At 38.2% G+C, this 21,977-nt stretch carries 29 protein-coding genes; 28 read left to right on the top strand and 1 reads right to left on the bottom strand.

What is annotated here, in order from left to right; all coding sequences use genetic code 11:
• Window positions 1–256: 256 nt before the first annotated feature.
• From M3226_RS02430 to M3226_RS02370, 13 genes are all read left to right on the top strand, one after another.
• Window positions 257–706: a PCYCGC motif-containing (lipo)protein gene (locus tag M3226_RS02430; RefSeq protein ID WP_308211921.1), complete on the top strand. Its 450-nt coding sequence runs from the start codon at window positions 257–259 to the stop codon at window positions 704–706.
• Window positions 707–715: 9 nt separating this feature from the next.
• The gene (locus tag M3226_RS02425; RefSeq protein ID WP_251562200.1) at window positions 716–1,372 is read left to right on the top strand and encodes a c-type cytochrome; all 657 of its coding nucleotides are present in this window, start codon (window positions 716–718) and stop codon (window positions 1,370–1,372) included.
• Between the two features lie 296 nt (window positions 1,373–1,668).
• The gene (locus M3226_RS02420) at window positions 1,669–2,727 is read left to right on the top strand and encodes a hypothetical protein (RefSeq protein WP_251562198.1); all 1,059 of its coding nucleotides are present in this window, start codon (window positions 1,669–1,671) and stop codon (window positions 2,725–2,727) included.
• Between the two features lie 13 nt (window positions 2,728–2,740).
• Complete coding sequence (locus tag M3226_RS02415; protein ID WP_251562196.1) at window positions 2,741–3,193, top strand: cytochrome c maturation protein CcmE; 453 nt, start codon at window positions 2,741–2,743, stop codon at window positions 3,191–3,193.
• Window positions 3,194–3,217: 24 nt separating this feature from the next.
• Window positions 3,218–5,200 carry a heme lyase CcmF/NrfE family subunit gene (locus M3226_RS02410; RefSeq protein WP_251562194.1) on the top strand — a complete coding sequence of 661 codons (1,983 nt, stop codon included), beginning with the start codon at window positions 3,218–3,220 and terminating at the stop codon, window positions 5,198–5,200.
• Window position 5,201: 1 nt separating this feature from the next.
• Window positions 5,202–5,705 carry a cytochrome c-type biogenesis protein gene (locus tag M3226_RS02405; RefSeq protein WP_251562192.1) on the top strand — a complete coding sequence of 168 codons (504 nt, stop codon included), beginning with the start codon at window positions 5,202–5,204 and terminating at the stop codon, window positions 5,703–5,705.
• A 12-nt stretch (window positions 5,706–5,717) separates the two neighbouring features.
• Entirely contained in the window at window positions 5,718–6,095 is a 378-nt protein-coding gene (locus M3226_RS02400) for a hypothetical protein (protein ID WP_251562191.1), read from the top strand.
• The gene (locus tag M3226_RS02395; RefSeq protein WP_251562189.1) at window positions 6,092–7,087 is read left to right on the top strand and encodes a hypothetical protein; all 996 of its coding nucleotides are present in this window, start codon (window positions 6,092–6,094) and stop codon (window positions 7,085–7,087) included. Before M3226_RS02400 ends, M3226_RS02395 begins: the two co-directional genes overlap by 4 nt.
• 25 nt (window positions 7,088–7,112) lie before the next feature.
• Window positions 7,113–7,817, top strand: a complete 705-nt coding sequence (gene ccmA, locus M3226_RS02390) for a heme ABC exporter ATP-binding protein CcmA (RefSeq protein WP_251562187.1) — start codon at window positions 7,113–7,115, stop codon at window positions 7,815–7,817.
• Window positions 7,814–8,494 (top strand): heme exporter protein CcmB, encoded by a 681-nt coding sequence (locus M3226_RS02385; RefSeq protein WP_251562184.1) that lies wholly within the window; start codon window positions 7,814–7,816, stop codon window positions 8,492–8,494. The genes ccmA and M3226_RS02385 overlap by 4 nt, the downstream gene beginning before the upstream one ends.
• A 3-nt stretch (window positions 8,495–8,497) precedes the next feature.
• Entirely contained in the window at window positions 8,498–9,259 is a 762-nt protein-coding gene (locus M3226_RS02380) for a cytochrome c biogenesis protein (protein WP_251562183.1), read from the top strand.
• 12 nt (window positions 9,260–9,271) lie between these two features.
• Window positions 9,272–9,403, top strand: a complete 132-nt coding sequence (locus M3226_RS02375; protein WP_251562181.1) for a CcmD family protein — start codon at window positions 9,272–9,274, stop codon at window positions 9,401–9,403.
• Between the two features lie 68 nt (window positions 9,404–9,471).
• Window positions 9,472–9,984 (top strand): TlpA family protein disulfide reductase, encoded by a 513-nt coding sequence (locus M3226_RS02370; protein WP_251562178.1) that lies wholly within the window; start codon window positions 9,472–9,474, stop codon window positions 9,982–9,984.
• A gap of 57 nt (window positions 9,985–10,041) precedes the next feature.
• Here the strand turns inward: M3226_RS02370 and M3226_RS02365 are convergent, their stop codons facing one another.
• Entirely contained in the window at window positions 10,042–10,713 is a 672-nt protein-coding gene (locus M3226_RS02365) for an SIMPL domain-containing protein (RefSeq protein ID WP_251562176.1), read from the bottom strand.
• Between the two features lie 292 nt (window positions 10,714–11,005).
• On the opposite strand from M3226_RS02365, the gene spoIIIAA reads away from it, so the two are divergent.
• The 15 genes from spoIIIAA (at window position 11,006) to M3226_RS02290 (ending at window position 21,977) form a co-directional block, all read left to right on the top strand.
• Window positions 11,006–11,929, top strand: coding sequence for a stage III sporulation protein AA (gene spoIIIAA, locus M3226_RS02360; protein ID WP_251562174.1), 924 nt, complete (start codon window positions 11,006–11,008; stop codon window positions 11,927–11,929).
• Window positions 11,930–12,445 (top strand): stage III sporulation protein SpoIIIAB, encoded by a 516-nt coding sequence (gene spoIIIAB, locus M3226_RS02355; RefSeq protein WP_251562172.1) that lies wholly within the window; start codon window positions 11,930–11,932, stop codon window positions 12,443–12,445.
• Window positions 12,446–12,456: 11 nt separating this feature from the next.
• Window positions 12,457–12,660 (top strand): stage III sporulation protein AC, encoded by a 204-nt coding sequence (gene spoIIIAC / locus M3226_RS02350; protein ID WP_026572556.1) that lies wholly within the window; start codon window positions 12,457–12,459, stop codon window positions 12,658–12,660.
• 16 nt (window positions 12,661–12,676) lie between these two features.
• The gene (gene spoIIIAD / locus M3226_RS02345; protein ID WP_172800905.1) at window positions 12,677–13,066 is read left to right on the top strand and encodes a stage III sporulation protein AD; all 390 of its coding nucleotides are present in this window, start codon (window positions 12,677–12,679) and stop codon (window positions 13,064–13,066) included.
• A 26-nt stretch (window positions 13,067–13,092) separates the two neighbouring features.
• Window positions 13,093–14,292 carry a stage III sporulation protein AE gene (gene spoIIIAE, locus M3226_RS02340; protein ID WP_251562170.1) on the top strand — a complete coding sequence of 400 codons (1,200 nt, stop codon included), beginning with the start codon at window positions 13,093–13,095 and terminating at the stop codon, window positions 14,290–14,292.
• Between the two features lie 12 nt (window positions 14,293–14,304).
• Window positions 14,305–14,934, top strand: a complete 630-nt coding sequence (gene spoIIIAF / locus M3226_RS02335) for a stage III sporulation protein AF (protein ID WP_251562168.1) — start codon at window positions 14,305–14,307, stop codon at window positions 14,932–14,934.
• Complete coding sequence (gene spoIIIAG / locus M3226_RS02330) at window positions 14,927–15,577, top strand: stage III sporulation protein AG (RefSeq protein ID WP_251562167.1); 651 nt, start codon at window positions 14,927–14,929, stop codon at window positions 15,575–15,577. Before spoIIIAF ends, spoIIIAG begins: the two co-directional genes overlap by 8 nt.
• 14 nt (window positions 15,578–15,591) lie before the next feature.
• Window positions 15,592–16,149, top strand: coding sequence for a SpoIIIAH-like family protein (locus tag M3226_RS02325; RefSeq protein ID WP_251562165.1), 558 nt, complete (start codon window positions 15,592–15,594; stop codon window positions 16,147–16,149).
• A gap of 263 nt (window positions 16,150–16,412) precedes the next feature.
• Complete coding sequence (accB, locus tag M3226_RS02320; protein ID WP_251562163.1) at window positions 16,413–16,925, top strand: acetyl-CoA carboxylase biotin carboxyl carrier protein; 513 nt, start codon at window positions 16,413–16,415, stop codon at window positions 16,923–16,925.
• Window positions 16,926–16,939: 14 nt separating this feature from the next.
• The gene (accC, locus tag M3226_RS02315) at window positions 16,940–18,295 is read left to right on the top strand and encodes an acetyl-CoA carboxylase biotin carboxylase subunit (protein WP_251562161.1); all 1,356 of its coding nucleotides are present in this window, start codon (window positions 16,940–16,942) and stop codon (window positions 18,293–18,295) included.
• Window positions 18,296–18,313: 18 nt separating this feature from the next.
• Complete coding sequence (locus tag M3226_RS02310; protein ID WP_098530070.1) at window positions 18,314–18,721, top strand: Asp23/Gls24 family envelope stress response protein; 408 nt, start codon at window positions 18,314–18,316, stop codon at window positions 18,719–18,721.
• A gap of 269 nt (window positions 18,722–18,990) precedes the next feature.
• Window positions 18,991–19,386: a transcription antitermination factor NusB gene (nusB, locus tag M3226_RS02305; protein WP_251562159.1), complete on the top strand. Its 396-nt coding sequence runs from the start codon at window positions 18,991–18,993 to the stop codon at window positions 19,384–19,386.
• 34 nt (window positions 19,387–19,420) lie between these two features.
• Window positions 19,421–20,278, top strand: a complete 858-nt coding sequence (folD, locus tag M3226_RS02300) for a bifunctional methylenetetrahydrofolate dehydrogenase/methenyltetrahydrofolate cyclohydrolase FolD (RefSeq protein ID WP_251562157.1) — start codon at window positions 19,421–19,423, stop codon at window positions 20,276–20,278.
• Window positions 20,279–20,395: 117 nt separating this feature from the next.
• Window positions 20,396–21,754 (top strand): exodeoxyribonuclease VII large subunit, encoded by a 1,359-nt coding sequence (gene xseA, locus M3226_RS02295; RefSeq protein WP_251562155.1) that lies wholly within the window; start codon window positions 20,396–20,398, stop codon window positions 21,752–21,754.
• Window positions 21,744–21,977 carry an exodeoxyribonuclease VII small subunit gene (locus M3226_RS02290; protein ID WP_098530074.1) on the top strand — a complete coding sequence of 78 codons (234 nt, stop codon included), beginning with the start codon at window positions 21,744–21,746 and terminating at the stop codon, window positions 21,975–21,977. The genes xseA and M3226_RS02290 overlap by 11 nt, the downstream gene beginning before the upstream one ends.

Raw genomic sequence — 21,977 nt, 5'->3', positions numbered from 1 at the left:
TGCCCCTCGATGGTCTACAGCCACTCAGGGAATGAAGGCAAAGAACACCTTCCTTCCCTGAGCGTCTTATGCTTGTCGGGGCTGTTCAAGGCTCTTGCGCTTTTGTTCTGTGACGCCTTCTTGTTTATTAAAAAGCTTATTTATTTTATAAAACGTAAAAACTTCACTAAATAGTAAGAATTAAGAGTAAGTTAGGAAACGCCTGTTTGATAAAATGAAAAAGTATAAGAATATTAGGAAAGGGGTGAATCAATAGATGAAACGAATGACAACTTTCTTCTTCCTTTTCATTCTATTAGCCATTATAGCTGCAGGATGCAGCTCAAAGCTTGAGGACCAAAGTTGGAAACTAGATAAAAAACATAATCCACTCCCTGATTTTGTATTAAATTCTTCAGAAAAAGTTCAAGAAACTTATATAATGGCATCGACCTATCCAGATGTGGTTGCTCAAGTACCATGTTATTGTGGTTGTGTGGCAGATGGACATAAGAGCAATTTAGATTGCTTTGTTAAGAGTGTTGGTGAAGATAACGCTGTACAACAATGGGATTCACATGGCATATCGTGAGATACTTGTGTCAATATTGCCCGGGAGGCAATAGAAATGCATCTCAACGGTAAAAGTCCTGATAAAATTTATCAATTGATAACTGAAAAGTATGAAGAACTTGGGGAACCAACCCCAACACCTCAGCCGAAGTAGGGGTAACCCATGAAAAAAATATTAATTGGATTTTACATTTTGGTGATAATAGGTATTGTTGTTTGTATCAGTAATAGTAATATATTTGGTCACCGGAATTCACAGGCGATTGCAGCAGGTGAAAAGGTATACAATAAAAACTGTCTAGTTTGTCATGGTGATACTGGAAAAGGTGAAGGGGTAGAAGCTGGAACGGCTTTAAATAATCAAAATTTCCTAAACTCTGTAACGGATAAGAATTTATATAATTATATAAAATTTGGAAGAGTAGGAACTGGTATGCCAGCCTATGGACCTAGATTATCAGAGAAGGAATTAAAAAATATTGTAGCCTTTATCCGTAATTGGCAAAGGGAAAATATTGATTTTAATGTCCCAAAAACCATTGTTGGGGATCCTGCCACTGGAAAAAAACTGTACACTTTATATTGTCAGAACTGTCATATGGAGGCAGGTAAAGGTATGCTGCGAATGGGAACCGCTCTTTCACATCGTGACTATCTATCGTATACAACTGATAAGCAAATTTGGATTAGTACAGCTTATGGTCGAGAAGAGACAAGAATGGGTCCGTCTTTAAAAGGTCTTGACGGTGTCCGTCAACTAAAAGAACAGGAGATTTCAGACATTGTTAGCTATATCCGTTCTTTGGAAGAAAAGAAATAGATTAAATAATAGATTTTTGTAAAACCTGTATCCTGCTATTTTAGGGTGCAGGTTTTTTTTACTATTAATACGATTTCGGAATCCTTCAAATTGCTCAAATAAATCAATGTAATTTTAAAAATGTGAACATTTTGTGGTGGTTTTTTGTCAAAAACTCAAACGTTTCCTCCGTTTAACAAAATGTTCAAGAGTCATTCAACTTTCAAGGTTGTAGAACGGATATATTTATTTCAAAGAGGACTATAGTGAAAATTGAGTGTTTAAGTGAGAGTTTTCGGAAGCCAAGGAGGATAATTATGCTAAAGAAAAAGTGGTTAGCAATGTTCGTTATTACAACATTTTTAACTAGTTTTATAGGTACTAAAATTAGTGCTGCAACTGTATTTCAAGCAGAGAAATTTCCGTTTAAGGAAATGCAGGTACAAGTGATGCCGGAGTTTGATTACCCCGAAGATTGGGGATCAAGGGATGTTCCATCATTATTAGTAGGCAAGTACGGAACCATTACCAATAAAAGTGGCCAAGACTATGATGGGAAAATCGAATTTCCTGTTCCTGCTATGGAAAAGGGATTTGAAGCCTATTTAGTTGCAGAATTTCCAGAAGAAAATAAACCAGAAGTTCAACGTCCCTATGATGTTGATAAGGAAAAGGGAATTGTTTCATGGAAGCCGGCAAAAGCAATTAAGAATAACGAAACCTATCAATTTGTAATTGAATACTACACTAAAACTATAGAAGTAAAGGACCAAAAAAACTTTACATATCAGATGATAAATAACGCTGCAATTGGTCAGTTAGATGTCATTTTTTACGCTCCAATGGATGCAAAAAATATAAAGCTAGTACCCAAAACAGCTAACAATACGAAGAGTGAGTATGGCGAAGAGTTGTATTACTACCAATACAAGAATGTAAAGGCAAAAGAAAATCTTAACTTTTCCTTTTCGTACAAAAAGGATGGAACAGAATCAACTATGGAGGCCATTAATAAACAGCAGCCGCCAAATGATGAAAACCATAGCAGTGTAACAGCAACTGACCAAGTAAAAAAGGGAACATCAAGCAGCAACACTGAAAAGCCGCTTATTGGTATTGGCGGAGCATCGGTCATTGGACTAGCTTTAATCATCGCAAGTGTCTTCGTTTATTTGGGATTAAAAGGTAATGTGCAAACAGGAAGGCGTTCTTCAGCAAAAGGGGCTAATCATAAACCGAAGTCTTCAAAGCATCCAGCTGGGAAAAAAGATCAAAAAACAAGTAATGCCGAAGAAAAGAAGGAACTTCGTAAAAAGCTGTTAACTGGAAAAATTGATCAAGAAATGTACGAGGAAGAAATGAAAAAATTAATCTAATGAGGTGGGTTGAATGAAAAAAAATACGTTAGTGATGGTAGGCGGCTTTATTATTGCAGGTGCTATAGTATTCTTGTTAATGGCTGCGACTCCAGGCTCTAGTGGTGTGGAGCTGACCATGAAAGAACTTTTGGCCACCCAGAACCAGCATAAAGACGATTTTGTAACGGTTGAAGGATTATTAAGGGAAGATACGATTAAATGGAATCCGGACAAAATTCAACTGAAATTTGACGTAAAAGATAACCACGGCAATGTTATGCATGTTATCTATCACGGTACAAAACCTGACAACTTCTCTGAAGGTGTAATTACCATCCTTCAAGGGGCACCAACTAAAAAAAATACGTTTGAAGCAGAATCGGTCAAAACTAGATGTCCTTCTAAATATGAAGGAAAAGATATGAAAAACTATGATCCAGAAAAACATAAACAACTGTTAGATCAACCAGTAAAAGAAAAATAATAGTCAACGTAAGAAGGTGACGAAATGTATTTATTTGCCAACGCAACGATATATATAGGTTTAGCCATAGCAGTCTATTCGCTCCTCATTACAACATTAGGGATTAGCACAAAAAATCAAAAACTCGTCAACAGTGGAAAGGGCGGGATGATTGCTTTATTTGTTTGTGCAGCAATGGCAATGATTTCATTGTTTTCCCTTTTAGCAACTTCTCAATTTCAATATGAATACGTTGCCGATTACACCAGCAGTGAACTGCCAGCAATTTATAAACTGACCGCTTTATGGGCTGGTAATGCAGGATCATTGTTATTATGGACATTTTTCTTAACTCTTTATATGCTCATGATTGCGTATTCCAGAAAGATGAAAGGAAACCCAATGGTTCCTTACATTTCTGCCATTTTAATGGCCAATGCCGTTTTCTTCTTCTTCATCTTAGGATTCGTCGCTAAACCTTTTGTTTTATTGGATACTGTACCGACAGAAGGAAAAGGTCTAAATCCAATGCTGCAAAACCCGGGGATGATTATTCATCCTGTCACATTATACTTGGGCTATGTGGGTCTCTCCATCCCATTCGCATTTGCGATGGCGGCATTAATATTAAAAAACGTAGATGATTTCTGGATAAAGATGACAAGACGTTGGACAATCGTCGCCTGGTTATTCTTGAGCCTTGGAAATATCTTTGGGGGACAATGGGCATATGTAGAGCTTGGCTGGGGCGGTTACTGGGCTTGGGATCCGGTAGAAAATGCGTCCTTTATGCCATGGTTAACAGCAACAGCATTCTTACATTCGGTCATGATTCAAGAGCGAAAAAACATGCTGAAGATATGGAACATCAGCCTAATTATTGTTTCTTATGCGATGACATTATTTGGAACATTTCTCGTGCGCAGTGGTGTTTTAACCTCTGTTCATGCTTTTGCAAACTCAAATCTAGGTTTATATTTCCTAATCTTCATGGGTGTAGCGGTCATTTTATCATTATATGTATTAATGAGCCGCAATAACCTGCTTAAACGCAGTGCCGGGGAATTTAATTCTTTTATCTCAAAAGAAAGCAGTTTCTTAGTGAATAATCTATTACTGGTTGGAGCGGCATTTGCAGTATTTTGGGGAACTATTTTTCCGCTTGTTTCTGAAGCTGTCCGTGGTACGAAAGTAACAGTAGGGATGCCATTCTTTAACAAGGTAGAAGCACCGATCCTATTGTCGATGATGTTTGTAATGGCTGTCTGTCCACTGCTTGCATGGCAGAAATCTACTGTGAAAAATCTTAGAAAGAACTTCATGATTCCAGCGATTCTTGCCGTAATTGGAATGACTTTAATGGTTGTACTAGGCATCCAAAAGGCATGGGCTGTCATTGGTTACGGAGTGATCATTCTATTATTAACTACCCATTTCTTAGAGTTTTATAGAGGTGTAAAAGCTAGAAGAAAGATGACAAAAGAATCCCCAATAGTAGCTTTATATCGGTTAATGATCCGTAACCGCCGCCGTTATGGAGGATATATTGTCCACCTCGGTATTGCCTTTATTACGATGGGGATTATCGGTTCACAAAACTATGATGTAGAAACAATGAAAACTGTTGCTTTAGGACAATCCATTGAACTTAGGGATTACCGGATCAATTATGATCGCCTGGATCAAAAGAAAGAGGGAATTAACGATATCGTCTATGCCGACGTTACTGTATTTAGAAAGGGTAAAAAACTAGGTACCTTCCAGCCGGAAAAGGTATTTTATGGTAATTGGGAACAACCATCTTCAGAGGTAGCGATTATTTCCTCTCTGAAGGAGGACTTATATATTGTATTAAGCGCTTGGGAAGATGATGGGAAAGCAACCTTTGTGGTCAAAGTTAATCCAATGATGGATTGGTTATGGGTAGGTTCTTTTATGATTGTAATTGGTGCACTGTTTGCAGTTTGGAACGGAAAATATGGAAATGTCACTCCGAGATACACAGGGGTACGCAAAGAGGTATCATAAAATGAGAAATAAACTATATCTTGGGCTCCTTTTAATTGCACTTATTTTTCAGGGTTCATTCATTCGAGCGGAAGCAAAAGAGATTGATTATAAATCGGCAGAGTTTAAGGCTGTTGCCCAGCAATTTGCCTGTACATGCGGCTGTGGTCAGGATCATTATGAATGTGATCCTAATACATGTAATCTTACGACTGAGTTTAAGAAAGATTTAGTTGAGATGATGAATAAAGGCTGGGACAAGGATAAAATTCGTCAGTATTATGTCAATATTTATGGTGAAGAAATCTTAACATCCCCTGAGAAAAGCGGTTTTAGTTTAACAGCTTGGGTTCTTCCGTTTGTCGTAATAGGGTTAGCAGCTTTGGCTGTATTCATCATTATCCGTAAGTGGGTGAAGAAAAAAGGTACCGAGGTTGAAATCAATGTTTACGAAAGCACTGCGGATGAAGTAGAGGGAGAAATCCTTACCTCGATGATCGATGAAGAACGCAAAAAGTATCTTTAGGATGTGAAAAAAATGCCTGATATCTCAATCATTTCAATCATTTTTACTGCAGCTTGGGCGTTAATAGTTTTGTTTTTAATATTGGCTCCATTTTTTAAGTTGGATACCTTTATCCAAATTGGTTCAAAGGACCAGGATTTAGTCACAACGAAACAGGCACTTTTAACCACACTCAATGAAATTGAGTTTGAGTACAAAATGGATAAAATCTCACACGCTGATTATAAAAACTTAAAAAAGCAATATGAAACAGAAGTTGCCAAAATTATGAAGGAAGAAGACCAACTAATAGTAGATACAAATATCGATAAAGATTTAATGGCAGAAGTAGAAAAAGAAATTGAGGAACAAATGAATTTCTATGTAAAGAAAAAGGGGGAAGGAAAGTGATCAAAAAAATCACCACATTCTTCCTTGGACTTCTGCTGCTAGTACCATTTCATGGATTAGCAGCAACAGATACAAATATATCCATTGACTTGCACTACCTTGTGGTAAGCCCGGCAGAAGATGGGTCAACTAATATGATGAATATGGTCAATTATACGAATACATCTTCCGTGGAATATAAAGGTGATGGTAAGAGTGACGCTGTTTTAAAAGTGACGCTGCCGGAAAACGCCAAGGATCTTAATTTTTTAGATAGTAAAATCGCCTATAAACAAGTAGATAAAGGGTTTATTACCACAACCCCGGTTGCAGCAAATCAAACAACTGTGCTCCCATACAGTTATCGAATTCCAAAAGGGAAAGAAATCAAGTTAACAATGAATTACCCTGTTGGAATGATGCAAATCCTTGTACCAGAAGGCATGGGCAGTGTTGTAGTGACTGGTGCAGAAGCTACTAGTCAAGGTTTATTTAAATTTGATGACCAAAACTATTTTGGATACAGCATCGAAGGTTTGAAGGAAAACCAGGCATTTACGCTAGTCTACAATAAAGATGTACAACCGCCGTCAGATGAAACAAAACAATCTGCAACAACTACTGATAAAGAAAGCATCAGCGGTGTAACTCATACCGCACCAGCATTTCATAACCCTGGACATCTAAGGATGTGGGCACAATCGCCATTACACAGTTTTAATCCACACATCTTTCTAATTATTATTGGAGCAATCATTATTACTGGTATTTCTTATTTTATCTACTTTAAAAGAAAAGCGAGATTGGAAGAGGAAAGACTAGGGGCTGATAAGGAAGAAAAAGCCTTCAAACAATTAATGGCAAAACAAAAAGCAATTATGGAAAAGATTATTGAACTAGAAGAAACTTTTGGTGAAGGTAACCTCTCAGAAGGTGAGTATCATGCGAAACTTGCTGCCTACAAACAGCATCTAGTACAAGTTAAGCTGAATTTACGGAGTTTTATTGAGTAACAGCTGGGATGGGAGGGACTGCACAATGATTGAATTGAAAAAGTTGACGAAGCAAGCTGATAATAAGCGGATCTTACGTGGCGTAGAACTCTCAATAAAAAAAGGGGAAACTATTGCAATTTTAGGGCCAAACGGTGCGGGGAAGAGTACGCTTCTAAAGGTACTAGCTACCTTAATTAAACCGACATCCGGTCATGTCTTGATTAATGGCATGGAACTCCGAAAAAAACAGATAGAAATAAAAAAATTATTGGGATATTTACCCCATTCCAGCTTACTTTATGATCATTACTCTCCGCTTGAGAATCTCGTATTCTATGGGAATATATACGGGGTGAAAGATGTCGAACAAAAAGCGAGTAAGCTTGTAAAAGATGTTGGATTATCCTTTTTCTTGAACGAGCCAGTCAAAAATTTTTCCCGAGGCATGATTCAACGGATTGCGATTGCAAGGGCTATAATCCATGATCCACAGTTCCTTCTTTTAGATGAACCACACACCGGATTGGACCAAGGGGCCATTTCAATTTTAAACGATGTCGTCTTATCTATGAAAAATAAAGGTACCACAACACTGATGGTTACTCATGATTTTAAACAAGCAGCGGAAATTTGTGACCGGGTAATCATTGTGAAGAATGGAAAAATTGTTGATGACTTTAGGATTCAAAATCACAATCTTGGTTTTGTCACAGAAAAATATGAACTTCTTGTGGAGGGTGTATCATGAACCTTTTTCGAACAGCCCTCTTCTTAGCAAAGAAGGATTTATATTCAGAGTTAAAAACAAAACAAATTCTGACAACACAAATTATTTTTGCCGGACTTGTTATTGTAGTTTTCAGTTTTGCCTTTGACCCCGCTAACAATACAACAAAGGCTGTCATTCCAGGAGTTATTTGGGTCATTATCGTATTTGCCGGAATCCTTGGTCTTAATCGATCATTTATTTCCGAGCAGCGAAATGATACCATGCAGGGTTTGCTGGTAGCCCCAATGGAAGCGGCAAGTATCTATTTAGGTAAATTCCTAGCAAATTTCACGATGATGTTAGTGGTTGAAATCGTATCAATACCCTTTCTGTTTTTGCTATTTGATTTTAAATTTCTTGGCAGTCTCCCTTTTTTCATCTTAGTCGTCTTTTTAGGGAGTTTTGGCTTTATCGCAATTGGGACTTTTTTAGCTGCTCTTGCTGCAAATTCCAAAAGCAGTGAAATGCTGCTGCCATTATTGCTCTTCCCAATCACAACACCAATCTTAATTGGTGTCGTGCAAGCAACAAAGATTATCTTAACGAATATGGAGAAAATCTCAAGTGCAATAGCTTGGATTCAGCTTGTTACTGCCTACGATATTATCTTCTTTGTTGTTTGTTTCTTATTAATAGATTATGTGCTGGAGGTTTAAGTGATGAGTATGAATCTCGAACGAGAGAAAGCAGTACTTCCTGGAGCTGATTTAACTAAAACAAAGACAAACAATATATCGAGTATTTTGTTTGGCGGGACAGTTGCTTCGATGTTAATTGCTCTCTATTTTATTTTTATTTATGCTGCCGAAGAACAAACAATGGGCGCAGCACAAAAAATCTTTTATTTCCATGTAAGCTCTGCATGGCTGGCATTTATGGCCTTTTTCGTTACATTTGTATTTAGTATTTTATTCTTGATTAAGCGAAAAAAAATTTTTGATACTTATGCATATGTGTCTGCAGAGATTGGTATTGTTTTTACGATCATTGTGTTAACGACAGGACCAATTTGGGCAAAATCATCATGGAATACTTGGTGGGTTTGGGAACCAAGGTTAATCACCACGTTAATCTTATTTTTTATCTATATTGCTTACATTATGATTCGCCAAATGGATGGGGTTTGGGATAAAAAAGCAAGACTTGCTGCTGTATTTGGAATTATAGGTTTTGCAGACGTTCCGATTGTATTCTTTGCAATTCGATGGTGGCAGACAAAATTCCATCCAATCGTTTTTGGCAGTGGGCCTTCACAGCAAGGTGGAGGTATAGAGGGAACGATGCTGACGGCATTGTTTGTGTCCCTTGCAGCTTTTACCATTCTTTATTGTTACCTTCTGCAAAAAGGTGTTACCTTCGAAAATATGAAAATTAAGATTGAACTTTATAAAGAAAAATTAAGAGCAGACATGGAAAAATAGGAGGAATGAATCATGGGTTATGAATATATGTACGGTGCTTATTCTGTTGCTTGGGTGGTTATTTTTGCTTACATGTTAATTTTAGGAAAAAGACACACAAAGCTAAAAAAGGAAATTGAGTTTTTAAGGGAACTGGATAAGTGATTTTATGAGGGGCCTGTGAAGAATTTCCAAGTTCTTTATAAAAAAGCCTATCGGTGTCAGGGGGAAGCATGATGAACCAGCGAGTCATCAAATTACTCGTATTAATTCTAATTGTAGGTATGTTTGGTTTTTTTGGTTATAGTCTGATTACTAAAGGTAAAAACACCGATGTTGGCGATCAAGCTTATAACTTCGAACTGCCAAAATATGAGGGGGGTACTGCGAAGCTTTCTGAATACAAAGGAAAAGTGGTTATCATCAATTATTTTGCGAGCTGGTGTGAACCTTGTAAAGAAGAATTCCCAGAGCTGGCAGCATTTCAAAAGGATTATGGAGACAACTATCGATTTCTTATGATAAACCGAGGCGAAACAATCGATCGAATAAAAAAGTCAACCAAAAACAACCAAGAAGGAATGAACTATTTATTTGACTATAATGCCAAGGTTTCAAAAATGTATAATGTAACAGGGCAGCCTGAGACCTTTGTCATTGATAAACAAGGAATCATCAGAGAGCATTTTAATGGCCCTGTCACGGAAATGCAATTATATAACTGGGCAAAGAAATATGATAAATAATTTATACTTACAAAAAAGGATTGAGACCTATATGGTTCAGTCTTTTTTTGTTGTCGGTCATACGGTGGTATGATAGTGGAATTCAGCTGATATAACGGCCTTAACTTTTAGCTGCCCTGGCTCAAGTTGAGTCGAACTAAACCCTTTTGCCAAGGTTTCAGCTGGATAATGGATAGGTTGCACGCTAGAACCGCTCTCAACTACCGAACTAGGTGTCGGATTTAAAGTGACATGAAGTGTTGTTGCAATCGTTTTGGCTTTTTCACTTGCATTGTTAAGTGCAAGTGCTAAGGCTTGTAAATAAAAACCTTCTTTATTTTTTAGGGTAAATTGGATGTTTGAAACATAATTCACCCCATTTTGAACCGCAGTGTCCACTACTTTTCCTACTAAAGATAGATCGTCTATCTTCACATTTAAAAGATGAGTAACTTTGTAACCACGAAAAAGTTGTTTCCCTTGTTGATAATCGTACTCAGTGTCAATTTGATAATCAGACGTTTGGATTGAATTTTGGGGGATACCCAGTGTCTTAAGTGCATTAATCACTTTTTTTATCCCAATAGTATTTTGCTCCTGAGCGGGTATAAGTTCTTTCATTTCTGTTATTACTCCTAAGTTTACCGAAGCCGAATCGGGTGACAGGAGCAGTTCCCCTTCGCCAATCACTTTTATTAAATGACCTTTAGAATGCAGTCCATTTCGAGCTGGTACAGGATATCGATACATTTTACTTTTCCTCCCTTCCTACTTTTCATATGGATTTGACATTGAGAAGTGTCCAGCTCCAGCACCCAGAGACAATTGGACTTCACTAAACGGGCGCTTACACTTTTTCTATATAAAATATGGCTGTCCCCGGATAATGTTCCTCGTATCTTACAATCTAGTACATGCAGTATTTTGTTCTATTAACATCAACTAAAAAATAGAATGAAATTAACAGACGTGCATGTCATATTGTGTCCAAGCAGGCATACATTTTAAATAATGAGAAAGGAAATTTGAGGAGGATGTATACGTGGAAACGATTCTCAACTTTTTACCTAAAACTCTTGCCAGCCTAATCAGCCAAATCCCTCCTAATCAAAAAGAAGAAGTAGAGGAAATTCGCATCCGGATTAATCGTCCAATCGAAATCACTCTAAAGGGTGCTCCGAGGTTTTTATCGTATATTATTCAGCCTGAGGATGCCCAAAATCTTCTGAATAAAATTAGTCAATTCTCCATTTATACATTGGAAGAAGAACTTAAACGCGGTTATATTACCATATCCGGGGGACATCGTATTGGACTAGCAGGAAAGGTCATTCTCGAAGCTGGAAAGGTTAAGGCGATAAGAGATATCTCCTCGTTCAACATTAGAATTGCCAGAGAAAAGATTGGAATAGCGGAGGCGATTGTTCCCTATATTTTTCAAGAAGGTTGGATGCATACCATGATTATTGGACCGCCGCAAACAGGAAAAACCACATTGTTAAGAGATATTGCGAGGATCATTTCATCTGGGAATCATCCAGCTGGAAATAAAGCAAGTAAAGTGGGGATTGTTGATGAACGAAGTGAGATTGCAGGCTGTGTTAATGGAGTGCCACAGTTAACCTTTGGCCATCGTCTTGATGTCTTAGACGCTTGTCCGAAAGCTGAGGGAATGATGATGATGATCCGTTCGATGAGTCCGGATGTATTGATTGTTGATGAGATCGGCCGCCGAGAAGATGCTGAGGCCATTCAAGAAGCAGTACATGCAGGAATAAAACTAATGATGACAACCCATGGATCAAATATAGAAGAAATTAAAAAGCGCCCATCTTTAATGGAAATCATGGAACAAAAGATATTTGAACGGTTTGTAATTCTGAGCAGGGCATCGGGACCTGGAACGATAACCCGCATCGTGGATGCCTACGGCAATGAAATGCCTCAAAAAGTGAGAGTGACATAAATGATTAAGTTAATTGGCGCCATTATTATTATTGTTGCGACTACATGGACAGGGTTTGAAGCGGCACGAAATTTTAGTGACCGCCCTAAGCAGTTAAGGGCTTTACGCTCAGCACTGCAATCACTCGAGGCTGAAATTATGTACAGCCATACACCACTACATGAGGCTGCAAGAAGATTAGCCGCCCAGCTTGCTAATCCGCTGTCAAAGTTCTTTGAAACCTTTGCGAGTAGATTAACGAAAACAGAAACAACGGTAAAAGATGCCTGGGAGACTAGTTTACAAGAGATTTGGAAGTTAACTGCTTTAAAACAGGGAGAATTCGAAATAATGAAGCAGTTTGGGGAAACATTAGGCCGTCATGATCGCATTTCCCAGCAAAAGCATATTTTGCTTACGCTTTCCCATCTTGAAAGAGAAGAAGCAGATGCTGTAGATCGCCAGGCAAAATATGAAAAGATGCTCAAGAGTTTGGGATTCTTATCCGGATTGTTACTGATTATCTTATTATTTTAGGGGGAAATGCAATGGGGTTAGAAGTGGATATTATCTTTAAAATTGCTGGAGTAGGAATCGTTGTTGCTTTTTTGCACACAGTCTTGGATCAGGTAGGCAAAAAAGAATATGCCCAATGGGTAACGTTATTTGGGTTTATCTATATCTTGTTCCAGGTAGCCACCATTGTGGACGATCTTTTCCAAAAAATAAAATCTGTATTCTTGTTTCAATAGAAAGGGGGGCTCAGCTATTGAAATCATCAAAATTGTCGGTGTAGCCCTGATCGCCACATTTCTTGCCTTAATTATTAAAGAGCAAAAACCTAATTTTGCTTTTCTCTTAGTTGTTTTTGTAGGCTGTGTGATTTTTCTCTTTTTAGTCGATAAAATATTTGAAATTATTCATATGCTTGAAAAGCTGGCCGTAAATGCAAAGGTAAATATGGTTTATGTCGAGACAATCCTTAAGATTATTGGAATTGCGTATATTGCAGAATTTGCCACCCAAATTACAAAGGATGCCGGTCAAGGAGCCATTGCTTCCAAGATAGAATTAGCCGGAAAAATCATCATATTAGCCATGGCCATCCCTATTTTAACCGTATTAATCGAAACCATTATAAAACTTATTCCTAGTTGAGGACAGCTCCTAAAAGAGGTGTAGTAATGAAGCAAAAGCTGCAGTTTATTCCTATTATGATTCTCTTATTCTTGTTTTTTTATATTCCAAGTGTACAAGCTGCGGAAGAATCTAAAGACACTCAAGAAACACTCTCGGCTCAGGATTTGGTAGACCAGCAGTTAGAGTCGCTGGATATAAGTGAGCTTCAACAATATTGGGAGGATATTACCAATAAATATGGAGGCTTTCTTCCGGAAAGTCAAAAGGGCAGTCTCTATGATTTTGTAAAAGGAGATAAAAAATTTTCCTTTAAACAATGGGGACAAGGAGTACTTAAATTCGCCTTTCATGAGTTTATTGCGAATGGAAAATTGTTGGGTTCTTTAATCATTTTGACCATTTTCAGCATGTTTCTACAGTCGATGCAAAATGCCTTTGAGAAGAGCACGATTAGTAAAGTAGCATATTCAATCATCTATATGGTCCTTGTCATTTTAGCTCTAAATAGTTTCCATATTGCCATCAGCTACACAAATGAAGCGATTGGAACGATGATCTCCTTCGTCCTGGCCCTTGTTCCTCTTCTGCTCGCCTTAATAGCGGCGTCAGGAGGAGTTGTCTCTGCTGCCTTTTTTCACCCTGTCATCCTATTTTTAATGAATTCAAGCGGATTAATTATGCAATATATTATTCTGCCTCTCCTTTTTTTAGCTACTTTACTGAGTATTGTCAGTACAATGTCTGAACAATACAAGGTGTCGCAGTTAGCGGCGTTGTTACGAAATTGGAGCATCGGGTTAATGGGGCTTTTCTTAACCGTATTTCTTGGTGTGATTTCGGTCCAAGGAGCATCAGCGGCGGTTACTGATGGAGTAGCAATCAGAACGGCTAAATTCGTTACTGGCAATTTTATTCCTGTTATCGGAAGAATGTTTACAGATGCAACAGATACGGTTGTTAGTGCTTCTGTGTTGTTAAAAAATACAGTTGGTATTGCAGGTGTCGCGATTTTGTTAATCATTGTGGCGTTTCCGGCATTAAAAATATTAATGATTTCGTTTATTTATAAATTTGCAGCTGCCATTCTACAGCCATTAGGGGGCGGTCCAGTTATAAAATGCCTTGATATTATCAGTAAAAGTGTCATCTATGTATTTGCAGCCCTAGGGATTGTCTCTCTTATGTTCTTTTTAAGTATTACAGTCATTGTTGCGGCAGGAAATTTAACTATGATGATGAGATAAGGGGGAGAAGTCATGGATTTCTTAAAAGAATGGGTAACTAATATTATCCTTTTTATCCTGCTAGCCACTGTCATCGATATGCTTCTTCCCAACTCGAGTATGCAGAAATATACCAAGATGGTTACAGGGCTTCTTTTAATTGCGATCATTCTTACACCAATCTTTAAGCTTATTTCCAAGGATTTTGAAACAACCATGAGTTCCATCCCGTCATATCAGGCTCCTGGTGAAAAAAATATGAAAAATTCAATAGATTTAAAGAAAAAAGAAATACAAGCCTCCCAACATGCATATATTTTAGAAGAAATGGCTGTCCAGCTAAAAAAGGATGTTAAGGAGGAGTTGATGAATCAATACGGATTGGAGATAGAAAAAATTGACCTAGCAGTTAACGCAGAAAGCGACAAAGCATTTCCTGAAAACCTCCAAAAGGTTACGGTTCTTCTTAAACAGCCAGACAGCGGCGTGAAGACAGTCGAAGCAATTAAACAAATCGAAATAAACACCGAAAAACCTCTTCCATCTGAAGGATCAACAGTAGAAACAGAGAAAATTGCTTCATTTCTGTCACAGAAATGGAATGTAACAGAGGAAACAGTAGAAGTTTCGATTGAAGGGGGGATTAAAAAGAATAATGGATAACAACCAAGGACCGTTATCATGGCTCAAAAAAATATTTAAACCAGAAAATAAGGGCGAAAAAAAACCCGGAAAATATCAGTATATGTTATTAGTCCTGTGTATTGGAGCTGCCTTTATGCTTGTAGGAAATATTGTTTTTAAAGATAATTCGACAACACAAGCAGAGCCTGCAGCGACAAATGAAAAAGTCACAACTGAAGATGTTCCCGCTTTTGGCTTGAAAAAGTCATCTGAGAATAAAGCAATCGCCGATTATGAGGAAAAATATGAAAATCAAATGAAGAAGGCTTTAGAGGCAATGCTGGGTGTTGATGATGTTACCGTGGTAGTTACGATTGATTCCACCGACAAGAAGATACTAGAAAAAAATACAGTGACAAAATCGCAAACAACCGATGAAACAGACCGTGAAGGCGGCCAGCGTAAAGTAGTTGATTCTTCGACTGACGAGCAGCTAGTGATTCTCCGTCATGGAGATAAAGAGGTTCCTATTGTCGTAGAAACTAAGAAACCAGATATCCGCGGGGTGCTAGTAGTAGCCAAGGGCGCAGATAATATTGAAGTTAAAAAGTGGATTAAGGAAGCAGTTACAAGGGCATTGGGAGTACCTAGCCACCGAGTGGCCGTCATGCCTAAAAAATAAAGGGGGAAAAGAATATGCTTTTGAAAAAACAAACAGTATGGTTATTAACAATGTTAAGTTTAGTCGTGGTCTTATCGGTTTATTACATTACATCACCGGAGCAAAAAAGCAACGATCTTGCAGCTGTTCAACAAAAGGCTAAAGATCAAAATCTAGGCAAAACCACAACTGAAACAAAGGAAAATAGTGGGAAAACTGTCGTATCCAGCGTAGCTGGTGATGGAGCATTTGAAGAACTCCGTATGAAGCTTGAAGATCTACGCAGTCAAAAACAGGAAGAGTTAACAAGTCAATTAGCCTCAACTGATCTTACTCCTGATGAAAAAAGTAAGGTGAAAGATCAAATGGATAAACTAAATCAAGTAGCTCAAAGTGAAGAATTGCTTGAAACATTTATTAAAACAATGGGATATGAAGATGTTCTAGTAAGAGCAGATGGACCAAAGGTGATTGTTACAGTAAAAGCCAAGAAGAAGCCATCTGTTTCCGATGCTAATAAGATTATGTTAGAAGTGAAAAAAGAGATTGATGAAACAAATTATGTAGCGGTTGAATATCAGCCTGCAAAGTAAATAACCATAAAAAAAGGAGAGTTAAGCTTTCCTTTTTTTTATGGGTAAATCCCTTATGAGTAGGGAAAAAATCATCATTGGTAAGGAAGTAAGCCGTAAATATTTCTTTTTTTAAGCAAAAAAGATTAATATAAAAGGGACGGCATTCAGCATTTATCAATTTGTCAGGGTCATTTCAATTAAGATGATTGAACTTTTACTAGCTATTATCGTATAGTATTAGTAGTTAGTCCTAATTAAAGTTGTACAAGGAGTGTTACTCAATGTTAAAAGTACAAGAAATTCGCGAATTGATTAAACTGGTTGATCAATCCAGTATCGATGAATTTGTATATGAAATTGATGGTTCAAAAATCCAAATGAAGAAAAATAGTCAAACGACCATTATTTCTCAGCCAGCTTCAGTAACACAGGCAGCTAACGCAGCAGTACAAACTGTTCCTGCGGCACAGCCAGTACCAACTGCTCATGTCCAAGAAGCAGCACCCGAACCAGTGAAAGCAACAGGAAATGAACCAGCAGCAGTGCAATCCAATTTACACAAAATCACTTCGCCTATGGTTGGAACCTTCTATTCTTCACCAACTCCAGATGCTGACAATTATGTGAAAGCAGGAGATCGGGTATCAAAGGATTCAATCGTTTGTATCGTTGAAGCGATGAAATTATTTAATGAAATTGAGGCAGAAGTAGACGGAGAAATTGTTGAAATACTGGTTAAAAATGGCCAATTAGTTGAATATGGACAGCCGTTATTTCTAGTCAAGCCAGAATAAGGAGCGATAACAGGATGATAAAGAAACTGTTAATTGCAAATAGAGGAGAAATTGCTGTCAGGATTATTCGTGCCTGTCGGGAAATGGGGATTGAATCGGTTGCCGTCTTCTCTGAGGCCGACCGTGAAGCCCTGCATGTTCAACTCGCAGATGAAGCCTATTGCATAGGACCAACATCATCAAAAGACAGTTATTTAAACGTTACAAATATAATTAGTGTTGCAAAATTGACCTCATGTGATGCCATTCACCCGGGATATGGCTTCCTTGCTGAAAATGCAGACTTTGCAGAGCTTTGTCGAGAATGTAATATCACTTTTGTTGGACCAAGCCCAGAAGCAATTACAAAAATGGGCACCAAGGACATTGCCAGGGAAACCATGCGCGAAGCTGGTGTACCAGTTGTTCCAGGTTCTAAAGGGATTATTAATGATATTGAGGAAGCACTTGAGCTTGTTAAACAAATCGATTACCCTGTCATCATTAAGGCAACAGCAGGCGGAGGAGGTAAAGGGATCCGTGTCGCCAAAAGTGAGCAGGAATTAATTAAAGGAATCAATATCACTCAGCAGGAAGCGTTGACGGCCTTCGGAAATTCTGGTGTGTACATAGAAAAATATATTGAGGATTTCCGTCACGTTGAAATACAAGTACTAGGTGATAAACATGGAAATACGATACACTTAGGTGAAAGAGATTGCTCTATCCAACGCCGCCTTCAAAAGCTGTTGGAAGAATCGCCGTCACCGGCTTTAGATGGTGAGATTCGTGAGGAAATGGGAACAGCAGCTGTAAAAGCGGCAAAAGCAGTTGATTATTCAGGTGCCGGAACGGTAGAATTTATATATGACTACCGCAATCGCAAGTTTTATTTTATGGAAATGAACACAAGAATTCAGGTCGAGCATCCTGTGACAGAAATGGTCACTGGAACTGACTTGATTAAAGAACAAATCCGAGTTGCAAACGGTGAAAAACTAACCCTTAAACAAGAGGATGTTACTTTTACAGGCTGGGCCATTGAGTGCCGTATTAATGCAGAAAATCCAGAGAAGAACTTTCTTCCTTCAGCAGGAAAAATTAAGATGTATTTACCGCCAGGCGGGTTAGGAGTTCGTATCGATTCAGCGGCGTATCCAGGATATACCATTCCGCCTTACTACGATTCCATGATTGCAAAGGTCATCGCATATGGCAGCACCAGAGAAGAAGCAATCTCAAGAATGAAGCGGGCATTAAGTGAGTTTGTTGTGGAAGGTATCCATACAACGATACCGTTCCATTTAAAATTGTTAGAGCATGAGAAATTTGTGGAAGGCAATTTTAATACAAAATTTCTGGAATTGTATGATGTGATGAAGTCTGTCTAATATCTGGAGGTGTTTAAAATGAGCGAATTTAGTGTCTTGGAAATGGATCAAGGAAACAATGGACATGGTAAAATTGAAATAGCCCCTGAGGTTATTGAAGTGATTGCCGGAATCGCTGCATCCGAGGTGGAAGGTGTCTCCGGGATGCGCGGTAATTTTGCAACAGGTGTTGTAGAGCGTCTTGGGAAAAAGAATCACGGCAAAGGTGTTAAGGTAGAACTTACTGAAACAGGAATTAAAGTCGATGTTTATTGCTTAATGAAGTTTGGTACGTCTATCCCGGCAGTTGCTGGAAAGGTTCAGGATAATATTCGTCAAGCCTTGTTGAATATGACTGCCTTAGATGCAGAAGAAGTAAACATTCACGTAGTGGGGATTGCATTTGAAACCCAAAAGAATGAACAGGAAATTGACACTGAACTTTAAGTTTTTGAGAACCAAAGGTATAGAATCCTTTGGTTCTTCTATTTTCACTATAAGTTTATGAATAACATATTATGGATACAACTTATTACGTATTAATAAAATGCTGGCTGCTCTTTTATAAAATAATAAGACATACCGTGCGATTCCATTTTAGTTATGCTATTATCTTTTTATGTGCAAGCTAGTTTTAAGTGCTTAGTGCCAGTTCATAAACAAAAATTATAAAGAAGCAGTTAAGTTAATATATGACTAAAGGAGTTAACGGTAGAATGAAAAGAAGAACAGCTAGGGAAAAGGCGTTACAAGCACTTTTTCAAATTGATGTTAGTAACACCGAACCATCATTAGCAATTGAACATGTCTTAGAAGGTGAGCCGAGTGATGACTATCTAAACCGGCTAGTTCAAGGGGTCGGCGAACAAAAAGCTGAAATCGATAACCTTATTATCGAAAACCTTGAAAAGTGGACTTTAGACCGATTGGCTACTGTTGATCGGAACTTATTAAGAATGGCCGTATTTGAATTGAAATTTTGTCAGGAAATTCCCGGCAATGTTATATTAGACGAAGCGATAGAAATTGCAAAAATATACGGTGATAATCAATCAAGTAAGTTTATTAATGGCGTTTTATCTAAGATAAAAGATACACTTCAAAACAATTAATTGATATTTTCTAGGGACAGCGGGAGGAAAAGTGATGACAGCACAGATTATTAATGGTAAAGAGATAGCAGCAAAAAAAAGAGTGGAAATTGCTGAAGAAGTTGTGAAATTGAAAAATCGTGGCGTAACACCAGGCCTAGCGGTAATTCTAGTTGGAAATAATCATGCATCTAGGACATATGTGAACAACAAAGAAAAGGCCTGTAAAGAACTAGGCATGAATTCATTATTAATTGAAATGCCAGAAGAAGTCTCCGAACAGGAGCTATTAGCTAAAATTGCGGAATTAAATGAAACGCCGGACATTCACGGTATATTAGTACAGCTGCCGCTGCCAAAGCATATTGATGAAAAGAAAGTAATTGAATCCATCTCTCCGTTAAAGGATGTCGATGGTTTCCACCCAATCAATATTGGTAGAATGATGACCGGGCAGAATGCCTTTTTACCTTGTACACCATACGGGATTATGGTGTTACTGGAGGAGACTGGTATTTCTATTCCAGGGAAGCATGTAGTCGTAGTGGGAAGAAGTAATATTGTTGGTAAACCAGTTGGTCAATTATTCTTAAGTCAAGATGCCACTGTTACCTATTGTCATTCTAAAACAAAAGATTTGCCGTTACATACAAACCAAGCGGATATTCTTGTCGCTGCGGTCGGAATACCGAACTTTATTACGGCGGAGCATGTTAAGAATGGCGCCGTTGTTATTGATGTTGGTATCAACCGGAATGAAGCTGGAAAACTTTGTGGCGATGTGGCGTTTGAAGAGGTTGCAGAAAAGGCAGGGTTTATTACCCCAGTTCCAAAAGGTGTCGGTCCAATGACCATCACCATGCTTATGTACAATACGGTGAAGTCTGCTGCTGAAAGTCATGTCCGAGATTAAGTAAATGATGTCCTTATCTTATACATTTAGGAGCGATTTGTTTTTTACAGACAAAAAATCTCGCTAAATGTATAATAGATAAGGACAGTTTTATTCTTTCTTCAAAAGGAGCTGCACATGCAGGAACAAAGATATTTATCTGTGAATGCTTTAACAAAATATATCAAGCGGAAATTTGATGCTGATCCCCATTTACGAGAAGTCCATGTAAGAGGCGAAATTTCAAATTTTAAGCAGCATTCAAGCGGACATATGTATTTTACATTAAAGGATGAGAAAGCCCGAATTCTTGCTGTGATGTTTGCCGGGCAATCTCGATTTATGAAATTTTCACCTGAAAACGGTATGAAAGTGATTGTTAAGGGTGAAGTCAGTGTCTATGAACCAAGCGGCCAATATCAAATATATATTAGAGAAATGCAGCCTGATGGCATTGGAGAATTATTTCTAGCATATGAACAACTAAAAAAAAGATTAGAAGCCGAAGGGTTATTTGCTCCCGAAACAAAAAAAAACATTCCTCTATATCCAAGAACGGTTGGTGTGATTACTTCCCCTACAGGAGCCGCCATACGGGATGTCATTACCACAATTAAACGACGTTATCCCATTGCAAATATACTTGTGTTCCCTGCTCTGGTTCAAGGAGAGAACGCTGCCCCTTCAATCGTTAAGGCCATCGAAAAAGCCAACAGCATGGAGGAAATTGATGTCTTAATTGTTGGACGGGGAGGAGGTTCTATTGAGGAGTTATGGGCCTTTAATGAGGAAATGACAGCCCGTGCTATTTATTCATCTAAGATTCCGATTATTTCAGCGGTAGGTCATGAAACTGACTTTACAATTGCTGATTTCGTTGCTGATATGCGGGCTCCTACACCAACCGGTGCAGCAGAATTAGCTGTTCCGCATATTGAAGAGTTGATGGATCGAATTTTACAGCGGCAAACTCGTCTGATCCGGGTCATGAGCGGAAGGTTTAATTTTGAAAAAGAACGGTTAAATCGTGTTCAAAAATCATATGCATTTCGATATCCGCACCGGCTTTACGAGCAAAAACTTGAGCAGGTGGATCGGTTAACTGAACAACTGGTACGTGGAACCTCTCGATTAACCGGAGTAAAAAATGACCAGTATGAGATTTTAACAAAACGATTACAGCGTAGACATCCAAACGAGGGACTGCAGGAGGCTAAAAGGCGTTTTGACAGGACGCAAAAGGATCTAACCCGAGCAGTAACGCAGATTTATGTAAAAAAACAGACAGAATTTGATCGGATGGTTTCTACACTACAGGCATTAAGCCCACTTAAAATAATGGAGCGGGGATATAGTTTAGCCTATACAAAGGATAACCGGCTCGTTAAAAGTGTCAATCAGGTAAAAGCGAATGAGCAAGTTCAAATTCAATTAACGGATGGAAGCCTTTTCTGTAAAGTGGAAACTATAAAGGAGAGAGAAAATAGTGACAAATGATAAAACCTTAACCTTTGAAGAGGCCATGACAAAGCTTGAGGAAATTGTTGAGAAGCTTGAAGAAGGCGATGTTCCCTTAGAAGAAGCAATTACTTTCTATAAGGAAGGTATGGAACTTTCAAAACTATGTCATGATAAATTAAAAACGGTGGAGGAACAGCTTACGCAAATTATTACGGAGGACGGACGTACTGAGCGTTTTTCTATTACAGAGGAGGATTAG

The organism is Neobacillus cucumis (assembly GCF_023715505.1).
Note: the sequence above shows the minus strand (reverse complement) of the source record. Positions and strands in the feature narration are given on the sequence as shown.